Annotated in this window: 23 protein-coding genes; 9 read left to right on the forward strand and 14 right to left on the reverse strand. The window is 37.7% G+C overall.

The features are described from left to right. The first annotated feature begins 247 nt into the window (after positions 1–247). Complete coding sequence (locus tag ATE84_RS14110; protein ID WP_101448570.1) at positions 248–787, forward strand: helix-turn-helix domain-containing protein; 540 nt, start codon at positions 248–250, stop codon at positions 785–787. On the opposite strand, the gene ATE84_RS14115 is transcribed toward ATE84_RS14110, so the two are convergent. From ATE84_RS14115 to ATE84_RS14130, 6 genes are all read right to left on the reverse strand, one after another. Beyond that, positions 774–983 carry a hypothetical protein gene (locus ATE84_RS14115; protein ID WP_101448571.1) on the reverse strand — a complete coding sequence of 70 codons (210 nt, stop codon included), beginning with the start codon at positions 981–983 and terminating at the stop codon, positions 774–776. The genes ATE84_RS14110 and ATE84_RS14115 overlap by 14 nt on opposite strands. After that, the gene (locus tag ATE84_RS14120; RefSeq protein WP_143273638.1) at positions 967–1497 is read right to left on the reverse strand and encodes a hypothetical protein; all 531 of its coding nucleotides are present in this window, start codon (positions 1495–1497) and stop codon (positions 967–969) included. Before ATE84_RS14120 ends, ATE84_RS14115 begins: the two co-directional genes overlap by 17 nt. Continuing rightward, positions 1457–1630, reverse strand: a complete 174-nt coding sequence (locus ATE84_RS26215) for a hypothetical protein (protein ID WP_158237260.1) — start codon at positions 1628–1630, stop codon at positions 1457–1459. The genes ATE84_RS14120 and ATE84_RS26215 overlap by 41 nt, the downstream gene beginning before the upstream one ends. Before the next feature lie 440 nt (positions 1631–2070). Then, complete coding sequence (locus ATE84_RS25865; RefSeq protein WP_143273639.1) at positions 2071–2283, reverse strand: hypothetical protein; 213 nt, start codon at positions 2281–2283, stop codon at positions 2071–2073. A 79-nt stretch (positions 2284–2362) separates the two neighbouring features. Then, positions 2363–7801: an Ig-like domain-containing protein gene (locus ATE84_RS14125; RefSeq protein WP_101448573.1), complete on the reverse strand. Its 5439-nt coding sequence runs from the start codon at positions 7799–7801 to the stop codon at positions 2363–2365. Positions 7802–7805: 4 nt separating this feature from the next. Beyond that, the gene (locus tag ATE84_RS14130) at positions 7806–8552 is read right to left on the reverse strand and encodes a hypothetical protein (RefSeq protein WP_233195810.1); all 747 of its coding nucleotides are present in this window, start codon (positions 8550–8552) and stop codon (positions 7806–7808) included. 537 nt (positions 8553–9089) lie between these two features. Here ATE84_RS14130 and ATE84_RS14135 point away from each other — a divergent pair. The 3 genes from ATE84_RS14135 to ATE84_RS14145 are packed head-to-tail and all read left to right on the forward strand — an operon-like array spanning position 9090 to position 14743. Continuing rightward, on the forward strand, positions 9090–11354 hold the full coding sequence (locus ATE84_RS14135; protein WP_101448575.1) for an ATP-dependent endonuclease: 2265 nt from the start codon (positions 9090–9092) through the stop codon (positions 11352–11354). Next, entirely contained in the window at positions 11351–13237 is a 1887-nt protein-coding gene (locus tag ATE84_RS14140; RefSeq protein WP_101448576.1) for a UvrD-helicase domain-containing protein, read from the forward strand. The genes ATE84_RS14135 and ATE84_RS14140 overlap by 4 nt, the downstream gene beginning before the upstream one ends. Positions 13238–13288: 51 nt before the next feature. Continuing rightward, a complete protein-coding gene (locus ATE84_RS14145) occupies positions 13289–14743 on the forward strand; it encodes a hypothetical protein (protein WP_101448577.1) in 1455 nt (484 codons plus the stop codon). 51 nt (positions 14744–14794) lie between these two features. On the opposite strand, the gene ATE84_RS14150 is transcribed toward ATE84_RS14145, so the two are convergent. Further along, entirely contained in the window at positions 14795–15070 is a 276-nt protein-coding gene (locus ATE84_RS14150) for a hypothetical protein (protein ID WP_143273640.1), read from the reverse strand. Positions 15071–15205: 135 nt separating this feature from the next. Between ATE84_RS14150 and ATE84_RS14155 the strand changes: the two genes are divergently transcribed. Both ATE84_RS14155 and ATE84_RS14160 read left to right on the forward strand, forming a co-directional pair. Further along, positions 15206–15589 (forward strand): type II toxin-antitoxin system RelE/ParE family toxin, encoded by a 384-nt coding sequence (locus tag ATE84_RS14155; RefSeq protein WP_199176879.1) that lies wholly within the window; start codon positions 15206–15208, stop codon positions 15587–15589. Continuing rightward, positions 15589–15900, forward strand: a complete 312-nt coding sequence (locus tag ATE84_RS14160) for a DNA-binding transcriptional regulator (protein ID WP_199176880.1) — start codon at positions 15589–15591, stop codon at positions 15898–15900. The genes ATE84_RS14155 and ATE84_RS14160 overlap by 1 nt, the downstream gene beginning before the upstream one ends. Positions 15901–16644: 744 nt before the next feature. Here the strand turns inward: ATE84_RS14160 and ATE84_RS26775 are convergent. From ATE84_RS26775 to ATE84_RS14180, 5 genes are all read right to left on the reverse strand, one after another. Next, positions 16645–17337, reverse strand: a complete 693-nt coding sequence (locus tag ATE84_RS26775; protein WP_101448580.1) for a response regulator transcription factor — start codon at positions 17335–17337, stop codon at positions 16645–16647. Between the two features lie 93 nt (positions 17338–17430). Next, complete coding sequence (locus ATE84_RS26595) at positions 17431–17940, reverse strand: transposase (RefSeq protein ID WP_233195811.1); 510 nt, start codon at positions 17938–17940, stop codon at positions 17431–17433. 11 nt (positions 17941–17951) lie between these two features. Continuing rightward, complete coding sequence (locus tag ATE84_RS26600) at positions 17952–18248, reverse strand: hypothetical protein (RefSeq protein ID WP_233195812.1); 297 nt, start codon at positions 18246–18248, stop codon at positions 17952–17954. Next, on the reverse strand, positions 18217–18777 hold the full coding sequence (locus ATE84_RS26605) for a transposase (protein WP_233195813.1): 561 nt from the start codon (positions 18775–18777) through the stop codon (positions 18217–18219). Before ATE84_RS26605 ends, ATE84_RS26600 begins: the two co-directional genes overlap by 32 nt. 496 nt (positions 18778–19273) lie before the next feature. Beyond that, positions 19274–19876, reverse strand: a complete 603-nt coding sequence (locus tag ATE84_RS14180; RefSeq protein ID WP_101448581.1) for a hypothetical protein — start codon at positions 19874–19876, stop codon at positions 19274–19276. A 524-nt stretch (positions 19877–20400) separates the two neighbouring features. On the opposite strand from ATE84_RS14180, the gene mobF reads away from it, so the two are divergent. The 3 genes from mobF to ATE84_RS14195 are packed head-to-tail and all read left to right on the forward strand — an operon-like array spanning position 20401 to position 24040. Next, positions 20401–23112 carry a MobF family relaxase gene (gene mobF, locus ATE84_RS14185; protein WP_101448582.1) on the forward strand — a complete coding sequence of 904 codons (2712 nt, stop codon included), beginning with the start codon at positions 20401–20403 and terminating at the stop codon, positions 23110–23112. A gap of 18 nt (positions 23113–23130) precedes the next feature. Further along, complete coding sequence (locus ATE84_RS14190; protein WP_101448583.1) at positions 23131–23604, forward strand: hypothetical protein; 474 nt, start codon at positions 23131–23133, stop codon at positions 23602–23604. Next, the gene (locus ATE84_RS14195) at positions 23543–24040 is read left to right on the forward strand and encodes a hypothetical protein (protein ID WP_143273641.1); all 498 of its coding nucleotides are present in this window, start codon (positions 23543–23545) and stop codon (positions 24038–24040) included. The genes ATE84_RS14190 and ATE84_RS14195 overlap by 62 nt, the downstream gene beginning before the upstream one ends. Positions 24041–24517: 477 nt before the next feature. Here the strand turns inward: ATE84_RS14195 and ATE84_RS14200 are convergent, their stop codons facing one another. After that, positions 24518–24916, reverse strand: a complete 399-nt coding sequence (locus ATE84_RS14200) for a DUF2958 domain-containing protein (protein ID WP_101448585.1) — start codon at positions 24914–24916, stop codon at positions 24518–24520. Continuing rightward, positions 24917–25396: a hypothetical protein gene (locus ATE84_RS14205; protein ID WP_101448586.1), complete on the reverse strand. Its 480-nt coding sequence runs from the start codon at positions 25394–25396 to the stop codon at positions 24917–24919. It lies immediately after the preceding gene. Between the last annotated feature and the right edge of the window lie 90 nt (positions 25397–25486).

The following is a 25486-nucleotide window of genomic DNA, read 5'->3' on the forward strand; positions in this document are numbered from 1 at the left end:
TTACGGAAAGCCATAATGCAACCAAACATCTAGTTATTGGGAGCATATTATTTGCTTAAAATGTGTATATTCCTTGCGATTTGCTATCTTGGTATAGTATGCAAATAATGGGGAAATTCACTGTGCTAAAAATAGATGCATTCTGGTTTCGGAGGAAACAATTTAGAGTACATCGTCAGAACATGAATCAAATATATACGTAAAATTAATATTATCAAAATAAAATATTAAAATAATTAATAAAAATATGTCGATAGGATCACGAATCAAACTCATTCGCAAACAGGCTGACATGACACAAGCTCAGTTTGCAGAGGCTATTGGGATGAAACAATCCCCATTATCGCAGATTGAGAGTGATAAAATACTTCCATCCATCGAAACGTTAAAGATTGTTAGACGTAAATTTAATATTTCATACGATTTTATTATAGATGGAAAAGAAATACCATCCGGTGTATCTGCATTACCAAATCATGAAAATCGTTCTTTCGGGATAGATTCACGTAATCTTGTCAGTCAATTGGTACAACTTATCAATACACATAGGGAAGAGAATGACGATACCAATTTACAAATCGATTCCATTCTGGAACTAGAGAATTTTGTTCAGACTATTATTGATACACGTATTGGTAGGTTAGAGGATATCATGGAGAAATTGTTAAGCAAAGTTGATGAGAAAATGTTTGAAGAAGGTCTCAAACAAGAAATCCAAGAATCCGATCAACGTTTGCAAGATAAAACACTATTACGTGATAGTGATAAGTCCGTTAAGAAGGCGTAATTAACCGCAATGGTTGTATGGTAATTTCGACTACCTCTTGATACAATTCCTGCTCAAGAGATTGTTTCTTCAGTTTTCTGAATTCGTGATAGACTTTCCTTAATTCTCTGTTGTAAGTTTCTTCACTCATGTGCCCCGTTTCCTTAAGCAGCTTGAGTTCTTCAACCGCTATCTTTAATTTAACCAAGTTCTTCATCTAAGATAATACCGTTTTCTTTTAGTAAAACTTCATCAGAATCCACAATAGATTGCAAAATTTCAATCTCAGTCTGCTTTAATGAATTCCAATAATTAAACAAAAGCCTTAGTCCTACCATAATGAAGTACATTAAAATGGTAGTTACTATGGCATAATACGGGGTGTAGTGCTTATCGTCGATCACATCCAAATCAAAGAATATGTAATAAATTTGAAGGCAATAACAATAAAGAGGGATTGTGTAACTTATACGTAAGGGTTTGAGATTCGTGCCAAGAACCAGAATGATAATAAGTGGCGATATTGACTGGCACATGACCCATATAAATGTAGTGAAATCATAATAGTCATCCTGAATGTCAACTGAAAATCCGATGATCTGGAAAATCTTATCGAGATATAGTATCACTCCTGATAACACGATGAGAAATGTGCCAATATATACCTCAAAAGAGGCTGCTTTTTTGTTCTTAGTTGCTGTCTCCTGGTCTTTTAATTTTAGGTCGCTCAACAGCATATGTTTTAAGCTCTGTAGTTTCATCCTCTCTGGTTTCTTCGTGAATCTCCGTTTCTTCGCAACTACTTAATATGTAGCTTGATAAAATTATAAAAAGAAATCCTAAAAAATAACGTTTTGCATTCATAATACGTGTTTTTAATAAATTATTGATAAAACAAATAATGTAATCGATTGGTATTCATTAAGATAGTCAGAAGAAATGGCTTAAAAAAAGATGAATTTTAACACTCTAAACCCTTTAAAATGAAAGAAAAAAACAGTTTTTTTGCTTGTTACATGGATGGTGGCAAGGCGAAAAACGTCAAATTGCCCTTACAGGTGATTGAATTATTGTGGTTAAAATATTAAAAATCAATATGTTAACCGTAATAGAAATGTGGTTTAACCGTAGTGTTTCGGCGGTGATATCTTTCTATAATCATTATATTGCATATATTATTAAAAATACGTCTATATACAATGGAAAGAGGGTAGCTTCCATTGAAAAGAGATAGCTTATTAAGAATATGTTTAGTAAGGTAGAGAGAGGTTAAAAGAAAGATACTTCATTGTCATTTGAATCTGTCAGGATTTATCCTCGCCACTACCTACAAGTAATGTATTAGAACCATTAAATGCAGATAATTTAACGTCTTCACTGATAGAAACAATTTGATCATTTTGTAACGTAGAGTTCCTGCCCTCGTGCATGATTTTCACCGTAGCGATAAGTGAGATTAACCCCGTGAGAAACCCTATACATGATGCTATAAACACTAATATTTCAATGTTTGTCATGCGTAAATATACATAAATCTCATTGATCTATAGGCGCTGATAAAACTTATTCTTCCTTTTCTAAATAGGGGCTATGCCTCTACACTCCCAGAAGATCCACCGTGCTGCCATTATCAAACAACAATGTCTCTACGTGGTAGTCAGTATCACTCACATATTGGTTGTCTATGCGGATGGATTCTCCGGTTGGGGTGTAGGTTACTAGCAGGTCATTTCCGGTTTGTGAGAAGGTTACGTCGGCTGCTACGATTCCACCTATTAGGTGCAATGTGTCCGATCCGCTTCCTGTGTAGTTTTGCTCATAGATGAGATCGTTTCCATCACCTGATTCCCACACATATGTATCATCACCAACACCGCCATAGAGTCTATCAGCACCGACTCCACCTTCAAATACATCATCACCTCCAAGCCCTTCCAAGGTGTCATTACCGCCACCCCCAAGCATGGTGTCGTTATATGCGCCGCCATCTAGATTATCGCCACTTGTGCCACCGCGTACTTCTACGCCTTGTTCCAAATTGTAGGTTGTGCCATTATCAAATTGCAGTGTTTCGATATGGTAGTCCACATCACTATGCAGGTGATTCTGAATGGTGAATGTTTCGCCCGTTGGGGTGTAAACCACTTTTACGTCGTGACTTGTGGTGCCGTATATATCCAAGTCAGCGAGCGTAATGCCGCCCGTTAAAAAGATGATATCTCCTGTGCTACCGCTATTGCTTTGCTCAGCAAAAATGTCATTACCATCGCCAGCTTTCCATAGATAAGTATCATTCCCTGTTGCGCCTTTTAGCGAGTCATTACCCAAATCGCCCGATAAAGTATCATCACCTGCATCGCCGCTCAATGTATCATTATCTTTTCCACCAAACATAGAATCATCATAGATGCTGCCCTGAAGATGTTGGTTTCCAACACCACCAAGCCACTGTACACCCGTTTGAAGATCGTACGTTGTGCCATCATCAAAGCTTAAGAACTCAATGTGATAGTCTGTATCGCTGTAATGTAGGTTTTGTAGAGTAATAATTTCACCGGTTGGCGTATGTTCTATACGTAGATCATGGCTGGTATAGCCATAGATATGCAGATCGCTAAAGGTAATACCGCCTTTTAGGTATACTGTATCCGTGCCACTGCCTGTGTAGTTCTGCTCAATAAATAGATCATTGCCACGACCAGCTTCCCATACATAAGTATCATCACCTGTAGAACCATACACCGTATCATCGCCCAGATCACCATAGAGTGTATCATCGCCTGCATCTCCATTTATCGTATCGTTATCCTTACCACCACGCATCGTATCATTATAAATACTGCCTTTAAGGGATTGATTATCCACGCCACCTAACCAAAGAGCTGCTTGATCGAAGTTATAGCTACTGCCATCGTCGAAAGTAAGCGTTTCAATACGATAATCGGCATCACTATAATGCACATTCTGGAGGGTAATGATTTCACCTGTTGGGATATATTCCACACGCATATCATGGCTGGTATAACCATAAACATTCACATCACTAAGCGTAATACCGCCCGTTAGAAGCAATGTGTCTGTGCCGCCTGAGTTGCTTTCAATGAGCAAATCATCACCATCGCCAGAGCGCCACACATAAGTATCATCGTCATACCCACCATAGACAGAATCATTGCCTAGATCGCCATATAATGTATCGTTACCTGCATTGCCTAATACAGTGTCATTGCCCTGACCACCGCGCAGAGAATCATCATAAATGCCTGCATCTAAACGCTGGCTAGCCGTATCACCTTGCCACGTCATCCCTTGCAGCAAGTTGAAGCTTGAACCATCATCAAACGAAAGAGATTCCACACGATAATGCGTATAATTACTGTACTGATACTGAATGGTAATAGTTTCACCCGTTGGAACATGCTCTACTTTTAGATCACGGCCGGTATAGCCATAGATATTTAAGTCGGATAAGGTAATTCCGCCTGCAAAATGGAGTGTATCCGTTCCGCTACCAGAGACATACGATTCTTGGACTCGATCATTCCCATCACCTGAGGCCCAAATATAGGTGTCATTTCCTGAGTAGCCTTTGAGCGTATCATCGCCTAGTCCACCCACAAGCTGATCGTCACCTGCAACGCCGTACAATGTATCGTTACCATCCAGACCAAGTAGTGTATCATTGGCACTGCCTGATGTGATATTGTTGTTATTCGCATCGCCTGTATGTGTTGCCGTAGCATTCGGATCAACCGCTGCCTGAACGGTCACATTTACCGTTGCAGTATCCGTTTCTCCACCGCTATCAGTCAGGGTATAAGTGAAGCTATCTACTCCCACATACCCTGTAGTCGGCGTATAGGCTATCGTGCCGTTGCTATTGACCGATACAGAACCATTGACAGGATTTGTATCAATCGACAGATTACTATTGGTAAAGGTCGTATCTTCTGTATCCGTGTCATTGCCAAGCACCGCAATATCTACAGAACTATCTCTATCCACAACAGCCGTATCATTCTCCGCAAACGGCGCATAATTGCTTGGCTCAGGGCTGACTGTAATACTCACTGTTGCCGTATCAGAAGACCCAGATGGATCAGTGATTGTATAATCAAAGCTATCCACCCCATCATATGCAGCATCCGGCGTATAGGTAATCGTTCCATCTGCATTCACTATCAACGTACCATTTGCAGGATCAGCATCAATCGTGATGTGGCTCCCGTCTAATGTGCTATCATCGGTATCATTGCTCAGAACTGCAATCGTGGTCGCAGTTTCATACCCCACCGTTACCGTATCATCGCCCGCAACTGGATCGACATTCGCAGGAGCAGCTCCCACCGCAATATATACCGACGCCGTGTCCGTTCCACCTGCACTATCTGTCAGTGTGTAGATAAAGCTATCAGAACCACTGAAACTATTATTTGGTGTGTAGGTAATCGTACCATTATTATTGATTGCCACTACCCCATTCGCAGGGTTCGTATCAATCGACAAACTACCGCTGTTAAAGGACTCATCCTCAATATCCGAATCATTGAACAACACATCCACCGTCACCGCATGCTCAAAGTCGGTGATCACACTTTCATTCCCCGCATTAGGGGCATGATCCGGTTCGGTACCATTCCAAGTCGTGCCATTCCAATAAAGCGTCATATTCGAAAATTCCAATATCTCGACATTGGTCAAACTATCCACTCCATCAGACCCCACATCATCCGTGACGGTAATATCCTGTGCCGTTAAAGTGCTAAGCGTATAATTCGCCGAAGTCGCCGCATAAACCGCCTTATCCGCAGAACCTTCTCCCGCGTTGAAAATGTCATTACCACCGTTCAAATGAGCAGTATCATTCCCACCGAGAGTAGTGATGTTGTCATCAAAGGCACTGTCGGTGTAGTCGTTTGAATCATGAGTACCAACTAACGTAAGTGATTCATCTGCAAGGCCAATGAAATCCAAATCAAGTAGGTTGATGTGACCATTAATTTCTAGATAGAAATTGGTAAAATTACTACTGACAGCAGTTTTTAAAGCTCCTGTAGATGTTGTTATATGTTCAAATTCTAGATCATTTGATGCACCTGTTCCTACTGCCTTAATGTCTGCAAAGCCAAGCCCTGTTACATCGATCTTATCTTCACCCTGAACGAAAGTGACAATGCTATCATATGTATCGTCTGATGTAGGCGTTTTGAAGCTATCAGAAATACTGTGATAGACATAGGTATCAAAACCTTCACCGCCATCCATAATGTCCGCGCCATTACCACCGACCAAGCGATCATGCCCGCCAAGCCCCGCTAAAACATCCAAGAAACCTGCTTTAGCAATAATATGGTCATGGCTGCTAGTGCCAATAAGGTAATTATAATTATTGTCACCTTCTATGATGTTTGCATCACTTACTGAGAAGTTCCAATCCGCCTTAAAGGTAAAATAATCAAGAACAGCAATGGTATTTGGTAATTCTGTGCGAGTATTTGAATCCCATTCTTTTAACAACAGATGGTCACCCGGAATAGGGTCTGCACTAAGTGATGTTGTTACTTCCTCTACAAGTCCGAACTTAAACTCACGCTTATCCGCGCCAGAACCAACTTGAAGTAAATTCCCATCGGCGTTCAGGATTGGTGTTTGTCCATCAATTAGCAAAACTCCACCATTGTCAAAGATGATGTCATCACCAAAATCACCATTCATTTCGAAAGTATCTGTTCCTGCATGACCGATTATTTCATTATTTTCAGTATTTCCCGTAATGGTATCATTACCATATGATCCTTTAGCATTCTCGATACGGTATAGTTGATCTATTGTTTCTCCCAAAAAATCATCAATTATGGCATAGCCTTCTTCTAAATTTATTTTGGTATTATAAGTGCCAGAATAAACAACTGTATCAGTACCATCGCCGCCATCGATAATATCATTACCACTGGTGATTATAATCGTATCATCGCCTCGACCTGCATTGATAATTGTCATTTGTCCTGTTCCAGCAACAAAGTTAAAGAAGGCATTAACTAGGGTTGGAGCTAGGTTTATGACATTGATTAAATCCAAAACCTCATTGTCTTCGTCGTAAATTAAATCTGTTTCAATTGTTCCTAAGTTTAAGTTCCAAGGTCTGATTTGAGAAAATTCAATTCCACCCGATTTATCGTAGGCATTTTCAAGAAATGTATCTGCATTACTCGCGGCTGCTATTAAATGAGACAAAGAATTAGCCTGCCACACATTAGTACCAAATAGTTTGATTGAATCTAAGAAACTTAACTCTCCGCCCAACTCTAAAATTGCTTTAGAAGCCGCAAGCAAGTCATAGGTATCATCGGTATTATGATTGAAATTATCATCATGATTTCCATCATGGAGCAGATGTGAGTTGAATGCTCTGGAATCTCCTGCTGCGACAAAGAAGGCATTGCCTGCCCAAACTCCAAACTCATCAGCATAATATTCTGTTGCAGCAGTCACGGCATCTGCTTCTATAATATCTTTCAAAAGTGATAGCTGCCCATTAGTTCCATCCAGTGAACTAGGTAACTTAACGGATGGATTATCTTTTATATCTTTATCACTCGTGAACATGCCTTTAACTACAGCATCTGCAATAGCATTGGAGATTTCCTGCATCCAAGCTATACCATCCGCCTCAGTGGTTTTTCCACCATATTCTTCTCCAAAAAATGTTTCATAGGTTTTAAACGTATATTCACGAATAGCTTTACTGGCCGTTTGTCCATTCGGACTATTAATATCTACAGCCTGTTTAATAAATAGCCATGTTTGTGTGTATGCGTGATCGTATGAGCCATCCGCAATGGCAATTTTTTCTAATTGATTAATGGGAGTATTTGAATCCGCTGGAACAGAAATATAACGAAGAATTTCTTCATAAATATCCACATAAGATCGGTTCGCCAAATTGGGATTAACATTAATCTCAGAATTAATCATAGCCCTTATTTGATCGGCTTTGCCTACTTCAATTACTTTAGTAATCGGATTAAATACCATTGATTTACTCTCCTCTAATAGATTCTTTATTCAATAATTCAGTGGCTTGCTTCTCCATCCACAATATTTCTTTAATCGCCGTTTCGTGTTCTTTGGCATAGGCATTTAAATCATCAATAAACTTGTTTTTTTTGTGCCGGTTGCTTCTAGCACTTCCTGAAAATCGTAAATGCTTATCTAAAACTACTTTAGCAGAACAAACATTGTCAGGTTTACACATAAGCCTAATAGGGAGTTTTAGCTCCGGAGTATAACCATAATAATAAGTACTATATGGACTTATGGTAGGTAACTCATAGAATCCGTCTTTTTTACGAGCCGTTTTCAACGTGATTTTGCCTTGTTCCATATTTCTCAATCTTTTAAGCTTACCCGTATCATTGTAAGGGTCTTTCACTTCTGGCTCTTGTATTTTAGTGTGTTGTTCAGGAGTCATTTTTTTACGTGCTTCTTCACGTTCTTCCCATCTTTTCTTTCCAGAGTTATAGTCACTAATCTCATCTTTGATATCCGCCTGCATCATTTCTTCAAGCGTTTCTGGTTCATAGGGTTTATCCAACCACGTCAATCCAAAACCCATAGAGGGCATAAGAGGCTTTCCTGTTTTCTTCAGAACAGGGTTTTGATACCACGCATAATCAAAAAGTTCGACTGGATGAAATTTTTGACCATAGCTAGAAAGTCGAATAAGATTAACAGGGACAACCTTCTCCCATTTAAAACGACATTGATTATCCACGTGAGCAGGCATCTCAGTGACTCGTCTAAAAGAGGCATCTTTCCACGGAACTAGAAAAACTCGTTCACCTAACTGCACCAGAATTCTATCTTCCTTAAAACACTCCACATCTGGATTAGGCTCTGGGCGTTCACCCATCGCATAAGTGGTGTTACTTACTACTAATACGGCTATTGCCGTCAAAAATTTCTTCATATCTCGCCTCATATAAAAGATTTATACAGTTATACGCTTGTCATAATTTATCGTCAACACACGTATTAAGGAGATTTTGTGCAAGTTACCCGTATAGCGGGTAGGTGAGGAGAGCTAGGGTAAATAGGATAGGGGCGTATTTTCAGATAACCGCATCATAACATAAATTATGGTAAATTCTTTTTTAATGACCATGTGGTTTTCCGTAATACAGATGTTCTTTAATTTTATTACCTTCGATCTCGAACTACAATTTCCCCAACAGTCTTCTGTAATTGTAACTCCTTGACGCATGTCACCATCAATGTTTTATTCTCATAATGCTAATAATTAATCAAACCATAAGAATTTAATATGCATCTTAGTGTAATAAGAATACAGAACTTTAGGCGATTAAGAGATGTTGTAATTGATCTCAACGATGATATATCAATATTTGTAGGAGCAAATAATAGCGGTAAAACTTCTGTTTCTCAAGCTTTACAGCTTTTTTTATCGTCATCTCGCGAAAAATTTACTCTTCATGATCTTAGTGCTTCTAGCTGGCCAGAAATCGAAGCTTTTGAGAGAGCAGAGGAGGGTGCAGAATTACCAGAAATAACAATTGATTTTTGGTTTAATGTAGAAGCCGCAGATCTCCACCGTGTTATTGATTTATTGCCAGGTTTATCTTGGCAGGGAAATTATGTTGGAATACGGATCGCATTTTCTTCTGTTGATGCTATTGCTACAAAAACGCGTTACGAGGAAGCAAAAGCCTCGGCACTTGCCGCTATGGGAGAAGTTAATGAAGAACAACATTTTGTCCCTTTTCCAAAATCTCTTACGGATTTTTTAACGACCGAACTAAAACAAGAATATGAGCTTTGTTATTATGTTTTAGACTATGCGAAATTTGACGACAACTTTAAGGAACTTGAAGATTATAGTCCTCTCCAAATTATACCAGATAAGGGAGCAATGGGAAAATCTCGTTCTGGAAAAGATATTATTAATTCCCTTATTCGTGTGGATTTTCTTCAAGCTCAACGCCACCTTTCTGATACTTCTGGTGGAAGCCGAAATGAAGAACTATCACGCCATTTAAGCAGGTTCTATAAACGTAATCTAGACAAGCGATCTGATGATTATGAGGCTATGAGGGCATTATCTGAATCAGAAAAGCTTATGAATCTCCACTTAGAAGATGTTTTTTCAGGAACCTTGAAGAGATTATCAAGCCTTGGATATCCAGGTCTTACAAATCCAAGCTTAAAAATTATGTCAGATTTAAACCCTTCCGTTTTAATGAGTGGACAGGATGGAGCACAGGTTCACTACGTACTTGATGGCGGTTTGACTTTACCAGATAAATATAACGGGTTAGGATTTAAAAATTTAATCTACATGGTCGTGGAGCTATTGGACTTGCATAACCAATGGGTTGACATTTCTGAAAATAGACCGCCTTTACATCTTGTATTTATAGAAGAACCGGAAGCACATTTACACACACAATTGCAACAAGTATTCGTCAATAAAATTCTCGATATATTGATTGATGATGATACCCAAAACTATTCCAGTCAATTAATATTAACAACCCATTCTGCTCATATACTATACGAGCGTGGCTTCAAGCCTATTCGTTATTTTAGACGAGAAAGTACAGGTTTACAGCAGTCAACTTCGGTACTTAACCTATCTAAATTCTACACGATAACTGAAGAACCTATTAGGGACTTTTTAGAACGTTATTTAAAACTAACACATTGTGATCTTTTCTTTGCTGATGCCGCTATTTTAGTCGAAGGAAATGTAGAAAGACTATTAACACCTCTAATGATAGAGAAGGAAGCTCCTGAATTAAAGAAAGCCTATTTAACTATATTGGAAATTGGTGGTGCTTATGGGTATCGTTTCCAATCTTTGATTGAATTTTTAGGTATTACGACCCTAATCATTACTGATTTAGACAGTGTTCAAGGATTAGCACCAGAAGAAGCACCGAATGATGGTAATGCTGAGGAGGAAAATGATTTAGAGGTTGATGAGTATGAAGACATAGATGAAGAAGATGAAGACGGTATTCCTAAAAAAGGAAGCACCTGTCGTGTTGAAACAGAACATGCAGTAACATCAAATCAAACTCTCATTCAGTGGCTTCCTAAAGAAAATACTATTAATAATTTATTAGCAGCATCTCCAGAGAGTAAAATACAAGTTCGTTCATCTGAAATATCAGCTACAGTGAAAGTTTGCTATCAGAATACTGTTACTCTTAACCGAGAAGAGGAAAATCTTCAGTTAGCAGGTCGAACGTTAGAAGAAGCTTTTGCTTTTGAAAACCTAGTGTGGTCACAAGACATCTCTAATAAGGATTTGAAACTTCGTGTAAAATCCAGTGACAACCCTACTTTGGAAGTAACGGCAGAACGTCTACATAAAAGAATTCATAGCAAAAATTTCAAGAAGACTGACTTTGCTTTAGCTCTTCTTACAAAGAACATTGATGAATGGGTAGTTCCAAGCTATATGAGAGAAGGGTTAGAGTGGCTTAAAACAGAAATTGCTTCCAGCCCTAATCCTTCTGCCAACCAAGAAAGCATTACTAATAATCAAGAAGAAGAAGAAGAATGACAAGTCGATTAGGAAAACCAGATACTCCAGCGGACATAACACTAAGAAATCGGTTGGAAGAAAACGGTACTCGTCATTTTATTATGATAGCTGGTGCTGGCTCAGGCAAAACAACATCTCTCATTAAAGCATTAAATTATCTGAAACAATCTCGTGGTAATCAAATGCACCAATCTGGTCAAAAAGTTGCTTGTATTACATATACAGAAGTAGCAGTTGATGAAATATCAGGTGATGTAGGTCATGATCCATTGTTTCATGTCTCTACCATTCATAGCTTCTTGTGGTCAATTATTAAACCTTTTCAAAGTGATTTATACGACTGGGTACGGAATCGTTTACTCGAAAAAATCAACGAAGCTCAAGCTAAAATTGATAAACCACGCACTCGCGAGACAACTAGGGTGAAAGAGCGTGAAAACATTGCAAGATATCAAGTTCAATTAGAAGAAATAAAATCAGTAGAGCATTTTACCTATAGTACAGGAAGTGATTATGCAAAAGGTATTCTCGGACATAGTGATATTCTTAAATTAGGGCCATCATTAATTAGAGAGTATCCTCTCATGAGAACCGTGGTTGCTCAACGTTTTCCTGTTATTTTTGTTGACGAAAGCCAAGATACTATTGCAGATTTTGTAGACTCATTAAAAGTATTGGCTGCAAATGTTTCTCAGGAGTTTTGTCTTGGTTTTTTTGGAGATCCATTACAGAAAATATACATGACTGGTATTGGTGATATAACATCAGATGATAATTGGGAGGTAATTAAAAAACCAGAAAACTTTCGATGCCCCATTAGTGTTCTCAATGTCATAAACAAGATTCGATTTGAGGCTGATGGTCTGCATCAAACTCGTGGTCGTATGGTTGATGTAAATGGTGAACTCGTATCTGTGCAAGGTACAGCAAGATTATTTATTTTACCAGCAGATGGTTTACGTGCTCAAAGATTACAAGGAGTACGAGAATGGTTATCACAAGAGAATGAAGACCCTCTTTGGCTCAGTGATGAAGACATAGGAGATGTGAGAATGCTTGTGATAGTTCATAGGATTGCCGCTTCTAGATTAGGGTTTCCAAATCTTTACTCATCTTTAAATGATGGGGCACCGGATAACCTCAGCACTGGTGTTATTGATGGTAGTGCATGGATAGTCCGCCCATTTTTACGTTATATACTTCCTCTTATCCATGCGTCTCGAAGAAAAGATGAATTTCAGGTTATTAAATTATTGAGACAATATTGCCCACGTTTAGATCCTGAAAGATTGATTGCTCAACAAGATATAGCGACCGAGTTAGCGTTACTTGAAACTTATATCACCGAAATGGATGAAATGTTAGCTGATGGTAATAATGTTAATATTGGAGATATGGTTACTTTTCTAGCAGCAAATGAACTTGCAGAACTGGATGAACGATTTAATGCTGTCATAGAAAGTTATGCTTTAGGTATACCCGTACCGGAAAATACAATTGAAAACTCACCACTCAGGTTTATGCAGTGTCAAGCAATGGAGCTTTGGGGGTATCAGAAATATATTGAAATTCAATCACCTTTTTCGACGCAACAAGGAATCAAAGGAGCCGAATTTGATCGTGTTCTTGTGGTTATTGATGATGAAGAAAGTACGGCTAATTCTTTCTCATATGGAAAGTATTTAGGGCTTACTCCTTTGTCTGATACGGATAGAGAAAATATTGATAATGGTAGAGACTCTGTTGTGGATAGAACACGTAGACTATTCTATGTGTGCTGTTCGCGAGCTGTTAAGGATTTAGCCGTTGTAATTTTCTGTGATGATGTGAATTCAACATATAGAATAGTTTCGGAGAAAGGTTATTTCGAATTAGGTGATATTCATCGTTTGGGGATATGATTTTTAAAAACGACATGAGGCTTTTAGTAAAACTTGTATAAATAGTGTGGCGTGACAAATTTAGAAAAATATATAAATGACAATAGCCCAATATTGTCCGGAGAACTGCTTGAAACCCTTATGAAATCTAATAAAGGGCTTTCTAATGAAGCTGCAAGAAAACGGATTTCAAGAATAAAAGGTGACATCATAAGAATACGAGGATTATTTGCTGACGGACAAATTTTGTTTTGTAGTAAAGAAGTTTTTGGGAGTGGGCAGTATTATGAAGGTCTTTCACAAGCATTTAAAATCTCAGGTAAACAATACCATATTATTTTGCAATCATTAGATTTTCATTATGGCCAAATTAGGCTGAATCAGTTGCCATCTTATTCAGTCAATCCAATTGAAAACCTAAAAGGTCATATAACCTTTTCCTCTGCTTTAGAAAAGTTAGAAAATTTGAAACTGGTTAATACAGGCGATGAGTTTGTAACCATATCAAGTTCAATTGTAACAAATGCTTTAAGTCCAAACAGGGCTAAAGGTATCGAAACTGCTAAAAATTTCCTTTTGATTCAGTTCAATGATTGGGCTAGAAAAATTGGCTTGTCTTCATACAACAGCTCAAAATTTCATAGTAGTTTTGGTAATTATCAATTCAATTTTGTATCACCGTCATATGTTGGGTCACTACCCAAAAAAGGTAATAAAGCATTGATTCCGGGTTTTGTGGTAGCTGATATATTGATAGGTAATTCCATTGTCGAAAGTGAGGTGGAGTTCTTTATTAATAAGATAAGGGTTCTAAAATATAGAAAAGGAGTTGGTAATTTCATCCCTTTTTTAATTGTAGATTCAATGGATACGAAGGCACTTAATTCATTGAAAGCAGAAGGAGTAGTAATTGGGTTCGTAGATGAACTTTTTGGCGATAAGTACAAAGAGTTGTTAAACTCCCTCATAAATCTAGTCACCAATGCTGGTGCCATTCTGAAGAAAAACCCAGAAGCCTATTTAGATTTGATATTAAAATTGAATAAGCTGGTTGACGGAAAAACCAATAATTTAAGAGGCGACTTATTTGAGTTGGCCGTTGGCTATTATCAAGGACGTATATGTCAGACTATCGATATAGGTAAAATGATTATTCATGAAGGAAACAGAAGAGAAATTGATGTCTTTGGATTGTTACCTAATAGTATTTTCATATCCGAGTGTAAAGGCTATAATAGCAAGATAGATAAGGAAGAGGTTGAAACATGGCTCGGTGAGAAAGTGCCCGTTATAAGGAAATGGATTCTTGAACAAGCATCTCTTTCAGAACGAGAAATTACGTTTCAGTTTTGGTCTACAGGTGGATTTACACAGGAGGCAATTGAATATTTGGAGAAAAAGAAGTCTAACACCAAAAAATACAATATAGATTTTATTGACCTAGAACAAATGATTAAGTTGTCGAAGGAATTCAAGTCCAAGAAATTTACTGAAATACTCCGAGATTATTACATTAGGGAAATTTGAGGCGATAGTGTTAATTGCATAAGGTGTGTTCTGGAAAGATGAGTAGGACGGTTAAATATCCATCCCCTGTTCGTGGTTTTTTTCTTTAGTTTCTTTGTCTGAAGAACGTTGAACCGGACGATACTGTACTAGGGCTTGTTTGACCTTTTTTGTATTTTCAGGAGTAAGTGCTAGATTTCGTTCTTTATAGTATTCCTGACCTTGCACCTGACCAAATTGATGCATACGCCGATGTAATTCTCGTTGCCCCTCACGTTGGTAATAATAATCACTACCATTATTTTGGCCAGATCGGTAGCCAGTAGGATATGTCTCCGTCAGATCCATAAGCTCTAATACGGATATTTCATACGACCCTGGTTCTTCACGTTCATACATATAACCATCGATGAACCCTTCATTGTAATTCGCTTTTGCTTTTCTATCCATATCTGAATATCAACAAATTATGTGCCGAAAAACATGCAACACTACATCTTAAATCTTGCCACCCATGCCCCAATGGGGTATAGTAGGGTAATGAAAACGATTGTAGAAACGAGTGAATTTCAGAAACAAGCCTCAAAACTACTTTCGGATGATGAACGACACGCATTAATAAATTTGCTAGCTACTTCGCCTTGTATGGGCGATGTAATCTCTGGTACTGGCGGGTTTCGTAAACTACGCTTTGCTAGACAAGATAAGGGTAAAAGTGGAGGAGTTCGCGCGATTTACTTCTACTATGAAGAGAAGGAACTTGTGTTGATAGCGATTGTATATGCCAAAGGGACGCAGGATAATCTGAGTGCGGCACAGAAAGCAACACTACATCAATTTGCCACAGCAATTAAAGGAGCAAAATAATGGATAAAACACTATTTGAAAGCTTAGAGAAATCTGCAAATGAAATGGTAGATTATGTACGCACTGGCAAGCCATCAAAGGAGATGATAGTACATCAAGTCAATGTGCCTGATAATGTCGATGTCAAAGCGATTCGTGAGCAGTTGAAGATGTCACAAGGCATATTTGCAAAAACCTTTGGTTTTAGTGTAAGCACGCTTAGAAAGTGGGAACAAGGAGAACGCACACCGGAGAGTTCTGCACGTGTGTTACTCAATACTATTGCCTATAACCCAAATGCGGTTATCGAAGCAAATAGAGATTGCCACTAACAGCTAAAAAACATCTGGGAGGAGGGCTTATAATCTCGAATACTGAATGATTATTGGAAAATATGGTGGTTTTATGAAAATATAATCTATTGATATATAATGGTATTTTGATATTCAAATTACATAATGTTATTTATGGAAAATATTGTGCAATTAATTGTTGATATACGCAGATCGCTTTGGAGATGAAATTGGAACAATAAAAAGGGAAGCCAAATGATGCCCTATAACAATACTTAATTTAAATGCATCCATTTAAATAGCTACAAAAACATCGATCACTCGGACAATTTGAGCAAAGAAACACATTACATGGTTGTAAATCTATGTCATCAACTGATTTTACAATCATAGTTTTCTCTTTAAACGTCATTTCATAGCCAAAAGGAATAAATTTACATGCCTCACAATGAATACCTCTCTTGATAGTCTCCTCGAAGGTTAAGTTAGGAACTGCCACTTTCTTGAATTCCAAAATTCCCCTCTCTGGATCAGGAATGAGGAAAAGACCAATTCCTTGAATCTGATCTTGATTACTTTTTTCAATAAATGAATACACTTTCTTGGAAGTTTGGTTACTCCCATTAAATTTATTTTTACACATAATAAAAAATATTAAGAACGTTTGTAGGCACACATGTCCTATTTTAGAAGCAGATTCTAGAACTGCTTCAATAATTTTTTTCTTCCATGTAAATCTAGGGAAATAAGGAAATGGAAACAATACGTCGAACGGCGTAATTTTTAAAAAATGGAGAGAGCATTGGCTATCTTTTCTAGCTCAATACGCTTTGAGGTTCCCAATTTTCTGTAAATATTCTCACAATGCTTTTTAACCGTCTTTTCATCAATAAACAAAAGATTTCCTATCTCTTTTCGAGTTAGTTCCAAGCCTAAATGTTTTAGTATTTCCTTCTCTCTTTTAGTTAATGAGTTGTAGGGCTGAAAATACTTGTCCATGATCTTATTGATTCCAAAAAGGCTATTCATGGTATTACTCAATAACTCAATTGTCTGAGGAAATAATGATATGGATATGGTCTGGTTTGCGTTCAATATTTTGGTAGAGGTAAAATGATACAAAGGGTTTTCATCTTTTTTGTATTGCCAGTCTTGAAAAAATGGAATGACATAATTAGGGTCGTCTTTGCCTAGTTCGCGTAATACTTTTGAAAACAAATTTTTGCGTGTATATTCACTTACATGCTTTTCAAAAAGCTTTGAACCTAATGTTTTAATTTCCTCCAAAGAATAGCCCAACATATCACAACCTATCTGAGATACATACTGTATGGATAAATCTTTCTTTGAATTAACATGCATAATGCCAGGAATAATCTCAGACAAATCATCTAATGACAACATCTCATCATTAATCAATTGACTAATTCTATATAACTGTTTGGGTTGGTCTTTCAAAAGCTCTTTTTCAGTCATTATTGATAGTTTGCTTAAAGAGGTTTGGCAATTAGAATAAAAAAACCGCCTCCAAACCTAATCTCGACTAACGTCAAATTTAGTTATAGAAAATCACGATGTTGAAAAATCGAGATCTTCAGGTTTTATATCAAATTTATTGATTTGTTTTTTAATTCTTTTGACGAGTCCCATTTTTCTTTTTTGATCTAGGAATAAATATTCTGTTGGTGGTTTATAAGCTTGTTTCTTAGTGACCATATTCCAAATAATTACGGCAAGTTTTCTTGCAGTAGCACTTACAGCTACTTGTCTTCCTTTTTTGAAGGCTATTTTTCTAAAGAAATTAGATAGATGAGTATCTTTTAGGTTTCCGATAGCATTTGCAGCTTGTCTGAGTGCTGTTTTAATACGGTTACTTCCTTTAGGAGTTCTATGACTAAGGATTTTTCCTCCAGATATTTTATTATTAGGAGCAAGTCTCATCCAAGAAGTAAAATGCTTTGCTGTGGGGAATTTAGTAAATCCCTCTGGGCCAATTTCACTGATGATAGTAAGTACAGTTGCATAACTTACTCCTTCGATTTCCATTAAGTCAATTCCTCCAAAATATTGAAAAGACATTTGATTGAGTTCTATTTTAGGTGCGTTTTTATTGATTCTTTTGTAGGGTTTCTTTTTGGTTTTGAGTTTTTTTTTATTGGATCAAGTTTAATATGTTTTTTTAAGAACTTATCAATTTGTTTATCACAGGCTATAATTTTCTTTTGATAGAATTGGTAACTTTCAAATTCCTGTTTAAGTCCAAATAGGAAATCTTGCCTTTCATTCCCTTTTAAAGCTTTAGCTATTTCTTCTTCAGATTTTCTACAATTAAAATGCCTATGTTTTGCTAACTCATTAGGATTCAGGTTTCCTTTGGATGTCTTCAATGATTTTAAGACCTGTAAGACCGCAAACATCTTTAACTACGACATCCAATCTCATATTTAAAAGTTTAAGATATTTTTGCATTTTACTGGATGCTTCAGCAGCTAATTGTAACCAATTGGTTCTTTGTCTGCAATAAGTTCTAAGTATTTCTGTGGTTTCATCAGGCAAAAAACTACTGCTTAGTAAACCTAAAGCGTGTAGTTTTTGTATCCATCTAGCATCTTTTACGTCTGTTTTTTTACCTCTAGCATTTTTAGTAAATTTTCCATTGGCAAGCACTAAATCAAAACCATTTTTGGCTAATTCAGCGTATAAATTCTGCCAATAACTTCCTGTAGACTCCATCGCAACAGAAGTAATACCATTTTCTTTAAGCCAAAGGCAAATGGCTTCTAAATCTTCGGCATACACGCCAAATTCTTTAACATCACTAAGATCTTGTCCTATTGCTACAAAGTGACTTCTGCTCCCCACATCAATCCCTGCACAGTGAAAATTGATGATGTCTAATTCCATTTTTTTGTTCATAATACCAACTTTAGTTTAAAAAAATGGTTCAAAAGAAGCACTGTATAAATTCTAAAATATCTCGATCGGACTTACATAAAATGCAGTACCACTGGAATTATCACATCAAACTTCATCTAACGACAAGAATGATAGTACTTCGATCAGAATGTTTGCCGAGTTTACTCAAAAGTAACACCAGTTAAAAAATCGACCTATTAATGAACCAATCTAAAGATATGAAACATCTGTTTTTTACGCTTCGTTAGCTCAAGGAATTAATCGGATTCTGATGTGGGGAATGTTTGAAAACGGGGTAATTATTTTTTACGATAAGAGGTTGACGTTAAGTGGTTTAAAAGTACGTAAAAAAAGTCAAGCTATTACGGTTTAAATGTGAAAATTCCCTTAAAATTAATGAAAGAGCTATTTTGTAGAGACTTGAATGTCTGTACTTTGTTTTAAGAATACTTGGTTGAAGAAGGTAGAAACGAACTTTTCAAAATGCTCAATACTTTTATCTCTTAAACCCAAATCTGTTGAGTGCTTCAGAAGAAAGCTGGTACTCACTCAGACACTTTTGCAAGTCTACTTTTAAGTGATACTCATTATTACGAGGTCTAGGTACATACCCTGTTTTCACTGCATCAGAATTGAAAATTAGCAATAGTTTTTCAATTCCTTTTTGTTGATTGCGCATTTTCTTTATAGACTTTGATTTTTTACTCGGAAAGAAAGATTTGGCGACATTAAATGCTTCTCCCATTAATGAATCATTATTGTTCTTGGCTGTGATGTCATTGGGCTGAAAATTATCATGCCCTAGATCTACTGTATATGAATCGAAGGTTAATTCACCGATATTTCCTTTGAGTAATTCTTTAACACCAAAGAGAATTACTAAATCCGTCATTATCCGATTAGCTGCCTCAAACAAAGTTACTTCAGGATATGGGCCGGTATCTGTCTTCTCTCTTTTTAATTTGGTTAGAAACGCAAAGATATTTGACGATTGTACGATTGGATCTATCTCTTCCATAAGGTCAAGATAATCCTCTATGGTTTTATCAATGTTTTGCGATGTTAATTTCCTCGGGAATTTATCTAGTGGTTTTTTCATCTTAGACTAAAGATATGAATTTAAAGGTGTTTAACCACATCCATTTCTTCTTCAAGAACACGAATAACCTCAATCACTTTACCTTCCACAATATAGAAAATGTAATGCTTATTGATTTTTCTTGACAAAAACCTCAAGCCATTTGAACCAAGTTCATCACTTAATCACAACTTTTTTCTGTGATAACTTATATCTGTAATTCAATCATTTAACGGTGTGATTTGATTCTGATAATCAGAATGTTACCTCATTACATCTGTACAACTGGCACGTGTTTTGTAATGCTTTAAATAACCCTTAAGCAACGCTTAGGGGAGATGTCTGTACGCCGTAGGCACAATTAGAGCGCAGCGTCAAAAAAGGTATTAACGACTTCAACCAATAGCGGGGAATATATGAGTCAGCCAAACCAATCAACATAACTACCACCAAACAAATAATCATTCATAGGGGTATGGATGTGTAGCCTGTGACCTGTGCATGGGATGGGCTGCTTGAGCAAGATTTATTAAATCTAGGTAGGTATGTTAACATCAAATAACGGAATGACAGCAAAGGAATCGATTGACTATTATTCGTCAAGTCTTCCTAGAGAGGGTTACTACTTTGCAGATACAGAAGTGAGTTTCTGGTCTGGGAAAGGTGCTGCTATGCTTGGATTGGAAGGAGAGGTCATCAAGCAGGATTTTGATAATGTTTGTAACAACAAACACCCACAAGATCGCACCAAGTTAAAACCCCGCCAAGGCGAAAATATGAAAGCCACAAATGACCTTACTGTGGGTATGCCTAAATGGTATTCGATGGCGCGTGCCTTTACCAAAGATGAAACGTTGAAACAGGAATTGACCGATATTCTTATCAATGCTGTCAAGAACACGAATGGATTTATGGAATCTATGATGCAAACTCGCAAACATATAGGGCTGGCAACCCGTGACGAGTTTACTGATAATGCGGTGTTTTCTAATTATTTACAATCTACATCACGCCCCGTAAATGGCGTTGCAATGATGCAGGATCACGTCCATATGGTTATTCATAATCTAACTTACGTGGAAGAAAAGAATCGCTTTCACGCGGCACAATTGGGAGAAATCTATAAGAATCGCCCGCTTATTGAAGATTATTTCCATAATGAGCTAGCCAAAGGGCTGATTGCCCATAATATCCCCTTTACGCGAGAGAATGGTAAAGCGCAATTACTTACTATTTCCCGCGAAGGGGTGGAGGCATTTTCTGCACGTACTGCACAGATTGATGCATTCTGTAAAGCCAATAACATTACTGACCCCAAGATCAAGGGTGAGCTGGGGGCAAAGCTACGAGAGAATAAAAAAAATGCATTACCAAACGATCAACTAAGAGCTTATTGGAATGAACTATTATCCGATGCAGATCGCAAAGCCATTGATAATATTCGCAACGACGATAATACCACACCGCCTATTTCCTCTGAGCAAGCACTTGCATTTGCGTTGGAACATCATCTGGAAAATGAATCCCGTGTAGGTGAAAGACAAATGCTTCAAACCGCTTTGAAACACGGTATAGGAACGGTTGATTTTGAAGAAATACGTGATGCTTACCACAAATATGGTGTGCTACAAGTGACGGGTGAAAAGGGAGAAGCCCTAACCACTCTCAAATCGATATTTAACCGCGAACAGGAAACGAACAAGATTGTTCGTGAGGGTCGATGGAGTCACCCATCTCATACTGAATTCGACCATGCCATACCGGAATTTCTCAGCAAGAAGCAGAAAGATACGATACAAGGTTTATGGCACTCAACCAACAAGGTCGATTTGGTAAAAGGACTTGCTGGTGCAGGGAAGACCACCACCATTAAAACCTTTGTTGATGGAATAGAGGAAGAGAATAGGAAAGTGCTTGCTACCGCACCTACGCTAAGTGCCACAAAGAATCTTGCAGAAGATGGATTCCGTCATACGGTTACTACTGCAAAATTGTTACACAGTAAGGAGTTACAGGAGGAATATCAGGATCAGGTGGTATTGGTCGATGAATCGGGAATGTTGGGTGAGCTGGATATGCATAAGTTACTGGTTATGTCTGAAGAGTACAATATGCGTGTAGTATTGGTGGGTGATGATAAACAACATTCTGCCGTACCGCGTGGTGAACCTTTCCGGTTATTGCAAAAATATGCAGGGGTTGAGGTATATGAATTGGATGAAATACGTCGTCAGAAAAGCGAACGCTATCGTAAAGCAGTAAGCTTCTTGAGCAAGGGAGAAGCAGTATATGGATTTCAACAACTAGATCAAATGGGCGTGATTAAAGAGATAGATGATAAAGAGCGCTATAAAGCACTCGCCAATGATTATGTGGAAGCGGTAACAAGCGGTCAATCTGCGTTGATAGTGTCCCCTACTCACGTAGAAAAAGATTTAGTCACCGCTGAGGTAAGGAAAAAGCTTAAAGAAGTTGGACGTATCGAGCAGGAAGGAATCATTGTTAATGTTCATCACCAGAAGCACTTTTCTACAGCTCAGAAAAAAGATGCTCGTTATTATGAGGTAGGACAGAAGATAGAATTAAACCAGAATGTTCACGGATTTAGCAAAGGTGATAAACTGAAAGTAATCGGCTTTGCAGATAATGCGTTGATCGTAGAAAATACGATAGGCAAGGTAGGTGACTTGAGACTAGCAAATGCCAAACGATTTAACCTATATGAATATAAAGAAAAAGAATTTGCCACAGGGGATACTATCCGTATTACCAAAGGAGGGGCTAGCGCCATTAAAGGGACAAAAACCCGATTTGACGCTAATAGCCGATATAAGATTGAAGGTTATACAAAAGAAGGTGATTTCAAGCTAGAAGGTGGTCGCATCCTTTCTAAAGAGTTTGGTAATATTGACCATGCAATTGTCACCACTTCACATAGCTCACAGGGGCAGACCGTGGATAATGTGTTTATTGCTAATTCTAGTAAATCCTTTGGATTAGCTACCAATCTCAAACAGTTTTATGTGTCAGCGAGTCGCGGCAAGTTCAATATCAAGGTCTATACCGATGATAAGCAGGAGTTATTAAAACAAGTGCAAAAAACCAGCGAACGTCAAACTGCAACCGAACTTTTGGAAAAAGGGAACGGTTTTTGGAAAAGTAAAATGGAAGAAGCCATTGAAATGGCACGCCGTACTCAAGCCGCCATTGAACGCCAGATGCAAGATCGTGATCGTGATATAAACCCTTCCCGTTAATAGTAAAATGTTGTTGATATGAAAAAAGATAAAACAGTGTCCTTTGTAGATAGAGAAAACCTCAAACGAGGGATTATTTCCGAAGTGGCACATCAGGAATGCTATATAAAAGAGCGTGGGGTCAATGCAAATCCTCATTCGGTGATTTTTGAACATAATGATGGAACCAAAGATTCGTTAAAATATGTGCAGTTGACCGGAGAGCGGTTTTTACCCAAAGACAATATTATTCTGTTGTTCTTCAGTCAGGCAACGGTTACGGTTACAGGAAAGCAACTACATACACTGTTTGATGATTTGGCAAATCAGATTGTATCATCCGTGAAGGTATTCCAGTCACAAATTCCAGCCAATGATGTACATCCTGACGTAGCACTTGTTATGGATATTCAGGTAAAGTATCACGATGCCAAGATAGAACAACACACTGATGAGGCAAAACGAAGTGACTTTAAACAAAAGAACAAAACAGGTAATTTCTTTACTAAATAATATCTTATGTAATAGGGGGCAGGTTTTGTCCGTACCTGTTTCTCAACCCTGTTTTGAAATAGGTTCAGATGAGCAGAAATATCCGTATTCTTTGACGATGCATCTCAAAGGGGGTGATGTACAAAAATCAGTTAGTTACTTATATCTTTTGGCAAACAATTATGATCGTAATGAACGCATCATCCTATTTTATCAACAGATGACGGTTAATATCTATGGTTACAATATGGCTAAGTTGCATGATTTTTTAGATAAGCGGAGGGTATCCTCAATATCTGTCCATGACTTGCACTCATTACCATTAAATAGAGGGAATAAGAAGGCTATCATTACAGATATTCAGGTAGAATACAAAGACAAAGACATCGAGCAAGAAATTGAGCAAATGCGTCAACACGCCTTTAGCAAAAAAGGCAATTCAGGTCATAGCCGTTAACACTCCAAACACATCTTATGAAACGCTAGCGTTTCATTCCACACCACAAGGAATCGTTACCCGAATGGGACGAAACTCATCCAAGATGAGGTTCGGGTGAGGTTATTATTTGGTCATATTCCTTATGAGCGAATGATTAGCGAATAGAGTCCGGTTTATCTCAGATAAATGTGCACTTCATCATAAGTTGCAACATCTCAATCAATAAGGGTATTATCTACTTTATACCCAAACACCCTATTACTAAAACACTCACTATCGCTATTGCTACGATCACAGCCATAATCACTGATGCCGCTAGAAAATGAGAAGGCTATATGGCACAGCCATATAGCCTTCCTTCTTTACCAAGCAGCATTTCAGGATAGTTGGTGCTATCCCTCTGCTCGGTTATCGGCAAGGTGGAGTAAGATATACCCGCCGTATTTCATTGAGGTGAGAGAACCGGAACTTTTGCCCCCTCACCTCAATCTAATATTATGCTATCTCACGTTCTGGCACAAGCCCATCTAACAACACTTTAACGGTATCCCTATTTGTAATGAGCGTGCCTTGTTCTTTGGCGATCTTCTCATACACCCATAATGGAAATTTACCTACAAAGTCATTATCTTTTCTAGCATCCATACCGACTAACTCTTTATGATTGCCATTGATACGGATATAGGCACGTGATAGCTGTTCTTTACCGTTATCCTTTAACCCGAATCCGTGTGCGATTTCTATTTCACCCGTAAATGGTTTTATGAGCACAGCTAAAAACGTAAAATCAAATTCCGGTATGATCCATTTAACGACAGGCAGAAATGTATCAAATTTCCGTTGTGTTTTTCCGTTATCGATCAGTTGTTGATATTCGTTTGCAGTAAATAACATTCATGCCCCCTCGTTTTTAGATTCCGATTGTAATTCGTGTAGTCGATAGCGTATAGCATTATTAGCTTCTTCAAAGATTTCATCGGATATATTATCGTACAAATCTTCTGCTTCTCCATAATTCATATCTGGCAAGAGATCCTTTGCTGTCTCTAATATGGTATCCACACCGATAATGAATTGTTTTTTCAAATCATCGTCTTGTACCTCAAAGTCAAAACCATCTGGTATAGGCTTTTTAGTGATTAAATATCCGATACGATTTACCAGATGATAGCCGCTGGAAATAATGATCATTGTATCACCTTCCAGTATTGTCCAAATATGCTCTGGTTTCTGACTCAAGATATAATCTAGTTCTTCCTCAGAAGTTTCAAACATAAATCCACCCCAACTAGTATCTTCAACTAAATGATTTTGCTTTGGATGGAACACTTCCCAGAAATCTTCATCTCGTATAATTAATGTATTATGTGTCATTTTCGTTGCTCCTGTCTTCTGTAAGATCAATATTATAATGCCTATCCGCTATATGGATAAGATCAGATGAGCTATTGCCAAATTGTACAC

Origin of the sequence: Aquimarina sp. MAR_2010_214 (assembly GCF_002846555.1) — a bacterium.
GTDB lineage: Bacteria > Bacteroidota > Bacteroidia > Flavobacteriales > Flavobacteriaceae > Aquimarina.